General features: G+C 32.3%; 8 protein-coding genes. 1 reads left to right on the top strand and 7 read right to left on the bottom strand.

Annotated elements, in window-relative coordinates; genetic code table 11:
• Positions 1-348 precede the first annotated feature (348 nt).
• Genes AN619_RS09310 through AN619_RS09300 form a run of 3 tightly spaced genes read right to left on the bottom strand, consistent with a single transcriptional unit; the run spans position 349 to position 1,888 of the window.
• Complete coding sequence (locus AN619_RS09310) at positions 349-1,068, bottom strand: permease (protein ID WP_068556436.1); 720 nt, start codon at positions 1,066-1,068, stop codon at positions 349-351.
• A gap of 1 nt (position 1,069) precedes the next feature.
• Positions 1,070-1,552: a permease gene (locus tag AN619_RS09305; protein ID WP_027622411.1), complete on the bottom strand. Its 483-nt coding sequence runs from the start codon at positions 1,550-1,552 to the stop codon at positions 1,070-1,072.
• Positions 1,553-1,558: 6 nt separating this feature from the next.
• Positions 1,559-1,888 carry a cupin domain-containing protein gene (locus tag AN619_RS09300; RefSeq protein WP_068556435.1) on the bottom strand — a complete coding sequence of 110 codons (330 nt, stop codon included), beginning with the start codon at positions 1,886-1,888 and terminating at the stop codon, positions 1,559-1,561.
• A gap of 390 nt (positions 1,889-2,278) precedes the next feature.
• Between AN619_RS09300 and AN619_RS09295 the strand changes: the two genes are divergently transcribed.
• Positions 2,279-2,956 (top strand): Crp/Fnr family transcriptional regulator, encoded by a 678-nt coding sequence (locus AN619_RS09295; protein WP_068556434.1) that lies wholly within the window; start codon positions 2,279-2,281, stop codon positions 2,954-2,956.
• A 32-nt stretch (positions 2,957-2,988) separates the two neighbouring features.
• Here the strand turns inward: AN619_RS09295 and AN619_RS16700 are convergent, their stop codons facing one another.
• The 4 genes from AN619_RS16700 to AN619_RS09280 all read right to left on the bottom strand — a co-directional run bounded on the left by AN619_RS16700 (position 2,989) and on the right by AN619_RS09280 (position 4,323).
• Positions 2,989-3,111, bottom strand: coding sequence for a DUF6438 domain-containing protein (locus tag AN619_RS16700; protein WP_242944057.1), 123 nt, complete (start codon positions 3,109-3,111; stop codon positions 2,989-2,991).
• A 48-nt stretch (positions 3,112-3,159) separates the two neighbouring features.
• The gene (locus AN619_RS09290; protein WP_068556433.1) at positions 3,160-3,516 is read right to left on the bottom strand and encodes a hypothetical protein; all 357 of its coding nucleotides are present in this window, start codon (positions 3,514-3,516) and stop codon (positions 3,160-3,162) included.
• A gap of 62 nt (positions 3,517-3,578) precedes the next feature.
• Complete coding sequence (locus tag AN619_RS09285; RefSeq protein WP_068556432.1) at positions 3,579-3,965, bottom strand: VOC family protein; 387 nt, start codon at positions 3,963-3,965, stop codon at positions 3,579-3,581.
• A gap of 67 nt (positions 3,966-4,032) precedes the next feature.
• Entirely contained in the window at positions 4,033-4,323 is a 291-nt protein-coding gene (locus AN619_RS09280) for a hypothetical protein (RefSeq protein WP_242867371.1), read from the bottom strand.
• Positions 4,324-4,540: the final 217 nt, after the last annotated feature.

Raw genomic sequence — 4,540 nt, 5'->3', positions numbered from 1 at the left:
AACTGCTTTACAGGAAAAACTGTTCCTGACAAAAGAGACGATTAATGAATTTTTGGACTACTTTGTCTCGACTTTGCCTGATTATATCAAGCTAAAGCTATCAGTTGCTTCCTGCGAAAGTTGATTTATTTATCTAAATATCTTAATATAAATATAACATATATGCTCTGATGTAACCAAAAAAAACATGTCAAAACTCCCCCTCATACCCTTATCCCATCTCGCCTTAAAACTACTCATGCTAAACAAAAATCATGGCTCCCATAAGGTTTCTACCCTATTTTCACCATGATTCTTAACAATACTTTTTATTCATGACACAAGTTTTTTGGGTATACAGTAAGAATATCATTTTAAGTCTATGGCCTTAACAGGACATTTATCTATTATCGCTTTCAATTCATTTATCTGTGTCTCATTAAGTTTAGACTCTTTCCATTTTGCTTTCTTATCCACCACCTTAAAATAATGAGGCATTAATTTTTCACACAGTCCACATCCAATACAATATTTTTCTTTAATATTAATACCAGTTACTTTGCCAAGGTCACGCTCTTCCTGAACAGGAATATCTTCTTTTTTTACAAATACAGTCATTAGATATGACATTATCAGTATGGATATTACTGTCAATATCCATCTTAGCCCCATAAAATTCGGTCCTAAGAATTTTGCTTCATTGGCAAGCATGGGTACTTTTATTACCGCCCATGCACTTAATATGATGACTACATTTGCGATGCTGGCACCTTTCTTTAAAAGCATTTTGCAAATTGGGAATGCCGCATAAATAGGTCCTGCTGAAAAACTGCCCAATAAGAACGAGAATATACCCCCCTTTATTCCTGCTTTCTCCCCAAATCCATTCATGATTACTTCTTTAGGAACCCATGCTTCAATAATTGATGTAAGTATAAAAATCACAGGCATAATTTCAAGCATTTCTATAATATAATATATGCTGTTTTTGACAGATAAATAAGCCTTATCGGGCATTGCGATAAATAGAAAAATATATGCCAAAGATACTGCTGCCAGCAGTTTGTTCTTTTTAATTATTTCAATCATTTCACATAATCACTCCCATCGTCAGCGCTATTATAAGTGCAAATACAAAACTAAGAACATTACGGGTAGTAGCAAATTTCAAACCAAACTCTTGTTTTTCTAATGGGAATGTCACTATTCCAACCATCGTTAAAGTAGTTAAGAATGCAACGGCAGGGACAATACTTGCACCTGCATCTACAAAAGAACCTACCAGAGGAAATGCTACAAAGGCTGGAATCAATGTAATACTACCTACTAAGGCAGAAATAACGGTTGAAATGAACAGATTGGATTCTCCCAAAACATTCTTTATAACTTCAGGCGGTATGAAGGTCAGAATCAATCCTATAAGAAACAAGATGCCTACAATCTCTCCAATCATATTTTTCATCATACCTCTTGCCATTTTTATAGAATTGAATGTCTTCTGCTTATCTTTAACAAGGGATGCAATAAATGCAGCCCCTGTTATTCCCCATAATGATGCTGTAAAAATATCCACCTTTCATCACTCCTTCTCCCTGTAGTTTTTAGGATTAGGTGATTTTACCACAAAGAATTCCAATACTTCTTCGTCTTGATTATGGACATTCATTTTTGTTTTGTATGGTATATTAATAATATCTCCCTTGGTGTAATGATGTGGTTCTTGTTCATTTAACTGCAAAGTCATTTTTCCCCGTACAATTATCATATAGACGTTGGAATTGGAATAGTGTTCAGGAAGATTTGTTCCTTTTACAAGAACCATATGATTTAGGTGAATATTCTCATCATCCACAATCCTTTCAATTATTTTGTCATCTGTAAGACTGTATACATATTTTTTCTCCAGCATAAAAACTCTCCTTTCATTATGTTTAAATCTATATTATAATAAATTACAGTAACATACAGTTACCACGGTAACTAATTTTAGATAGTGTAAAGTAAAATATGAAAAAATGCTTCGCAAGATTTAAATACTTTCATCCTCTGACAAAATTTTAATCTGCTCAATTGAATTTTTGTCAAGGCTGAAATTAACGGGCTTTCAGCCCGACCTTGACAAAAATTTATGAGCAGATTTTAAAGCATTTTTAAGAGGATGCAAGCATGGATTTGATGAAAATTAGGGGGTACACGAATTCTGAGGTTTAATAACTCTCTAATGCTTGAAAATAAATCATTTGACGCATTTTACACAAATACTACTTAACACAACCTAATTTTAAAAAAGGTGGTATTTATGAATATAAAAAATTATCTAAGTATTTTAAGACTAACAGAGTTATTTGATGGATTTTCTACTGAAGAACTGCTTAATCTTTTTAAAACTCATAATTATATTATCTCTAAATACAATAAAGGCAGCATTATCCATTTTGAAAGCGAGAAATGCAATTACTGGGATATTATTTTAAAAGGCCAGGTATTTGTTCAAAAGATTGATGAAAAGGGAAATGTATTAACTATTACCGAATTTAAGGTCGGAGACAGTATAGGAGGCAACCTATTGTTTTCAAGGTATCCTTATTATCCCATGAGTGTGGTGGCAAAATCAGATGCTGAAATTTTACATATCGATAAAGATTTTGTACTGCAACTTTGTCAGACTAGCCAGGATTTCTTAATACAGTTCTTAACTTGCATATCGGACAAAACTGCTATCTTGACAAGCAAAATTAAATCAATCTCCATGAAATCTATAAAGGAATCTATCATTGAATTCTTAAACTATGAGTACTACTCTCAAAAAAGTAAAGAAATAAAACTTAATATGACAAAAAAGGAATTAGCCGAGAGGTTAGGTATTCAAAGGACTTCTCTTTCCCGTGAACTCAATAAAATGAAAAAAGATGGGCTCATTGACTATAACACCCATTCTATCACTATCTGTGATTTTGATATTATTCGCAAACCCTGAGCAACGAACAGGGAACCAGTATTGAGTTCCCTTTAATCTGTTATTATCAACAATTCTCCATAATAATTTACATTGCCCTCATTATCCACTGTTACACTATAAACGGGGCAAGTCCCAAAACACATTGTTCTTTGCAATTTTATATATTCAAACATGATACTCCCACTTTTCATCTGCATATTCATATTCTTATATGAAAAATACTATATTCCATAGTGAATTAAGTATTTATTTTCACTAATTGCACTAGATACCTTTTCAATAAGCAATTCAAGTTCCTGCGATTGATAGTGGATATTTGCCTTGATAATAACCCCTCTAAATTGTTTAAGGGATTCTGGAGGAATAAGCGTTACACCGCAATAATCTAATCCGGTACCTGGCTGGGTTGTAACCTGAAAATATGTTTTAATTGCCAATAATTCTTCATTACACTTTATAATTAATTCTTCAAATAAATCGTCACTAACAGAAATACAATTATATTTTTCAGGTTCATAGTCACTATACCATTTGTTTTCTTCAAAAGAATCTATTATTCCAAACTCATGCTTTTCCAAATTATTACTCCCACACAAGTATGTATAACCTCTTAATACATATTTCTATAGAAAGTTTTGACCTAAATAATCTCTGAAAAAATTTCATGTATATTGCCATCTGGGTCTGCAAATAATGCTGTTCTTTGATTCCAGGGCATATTTTGAGGTTGATGAACAGGAGTTGCTCCCATCGTAACCAACTTTTCAAATGCTTCATCTACTTCATCAGGATTTTCACATGGAAAAGCCAATTCAAAAGCCTGACCAACTACTTTTTTCCTATACTCATCACTATATGAATACATAACATTTCTCATACATATAGCAAATCTTACTCCATTATTTTCTAATTCAACATAATTGCCAAGGTCATTTTTAATTCTAAATCCAAGGACTTGATTATAAAAATTTCTCATCCTGTCAATTTCGTCTGTCCAAATTGTAATAAGGTTAATCTCTGCTTTCATTATAAGTTTCTCCTTCTTAATTTCTCGTTTGTAGTTCGTAATATAAGTTCTATACAAAATGATTTTATTACTTAACAAGAAGGATTTCTGTTTCAGAAATAAGTTCCTTAAGCATATTTATCCCTTCTCTTGTAGTATCTCTATCAGCGGAAAGTAATGTAATAATCTCATCTATTCTATTTTTATAATCCTTGGGCTTTATAATAAAGCCATCAATCGTTCTGACCGCTTTTTTCTCATTAATGCAGTATTCTTCATTCAAAGCAAATAAAACTTGATTTAAGCAAGAAATACTTCTGAAACAATGTCCACATACATAATAAATGTCATCCTTATCGACATTATCCTCAGCAAACATTAAGGAAAAGAAGGCCTCAAACATAAAATATTGAACTATTGCATCTTTTAAAGTTTGAGGATATGGCTTGGTTCTGGATTTTAATTCTGAAAATCAACTTTCGCAGGAAGCAACTGATAGCTTTAGCTTGATATAATCAGGCAAAGTCGAGACAAAGTAGTCCAAAAATTCATTAATCGTCTCTTTTGTCAGGAACAGTTTTTCCTGTAAAGCAGTT

It is taken from the genome of Thermotalea metallivorans (genome assembly GCF_001562415.1).
GTDB classification, from domain to species: domain Bacteria; phylum Bacillota; class Clostridia; order Peptostreptococcales; family Thermotaleaceae; genus Thermotalea; species Thermotalea metallivorans.
This window is presented reverse-complemented; position numbering and strand designations above follow the sequence as displayed.

What these genes read in the sequence shown, in the direction of transcription:
- AN619_RS09310 (WP_068556436.1), bottom strand. Translation starts at nt 1,068, where the DNA reads ATGATTGAAATAATTAAAAAGAACAAACTGCTGGCAGCAGTATCTTTG.
- AN619_RS09300 (WP_068556435.1), bottom strand. Translation starts at nt 1,888, where the DNA reads ATGCTGGAGAAAAAATATGTATACAGTCTTACAGATGACAAAATAATT.
- AN619_RS09295 (WP_068556434.1), top strand. Translation starts at nt 2,279, where the DNA reads ATGAATATAAAAAATTATCTAAGTATTTTAAGACTAACAGAGTTATTT.
- AN619_RS16700 (WP_242944057.1), bottom strand. Translation starts at nt 3,111, where the DNA reads ATGTTTGAATATATAAAATTGCAAAGAACAATGTGTTTTGGGACTTGC.
- AN619_RS09285 (WP_068556432.1), bottom strand. Translation starts at nt 3,965, where the DNA reads ATGAAAGCAGAGATTAACCTTATTACAATTTGGACAGACGAAATTGAC.
- AN619_RS09280 (WP_242867371.1), bottom strand. Translation starts at nt 4,323, where the DNA reads ATGTTTGCTGAGGATAATGTCGATAAGGATGACATTTATTATGTATGT.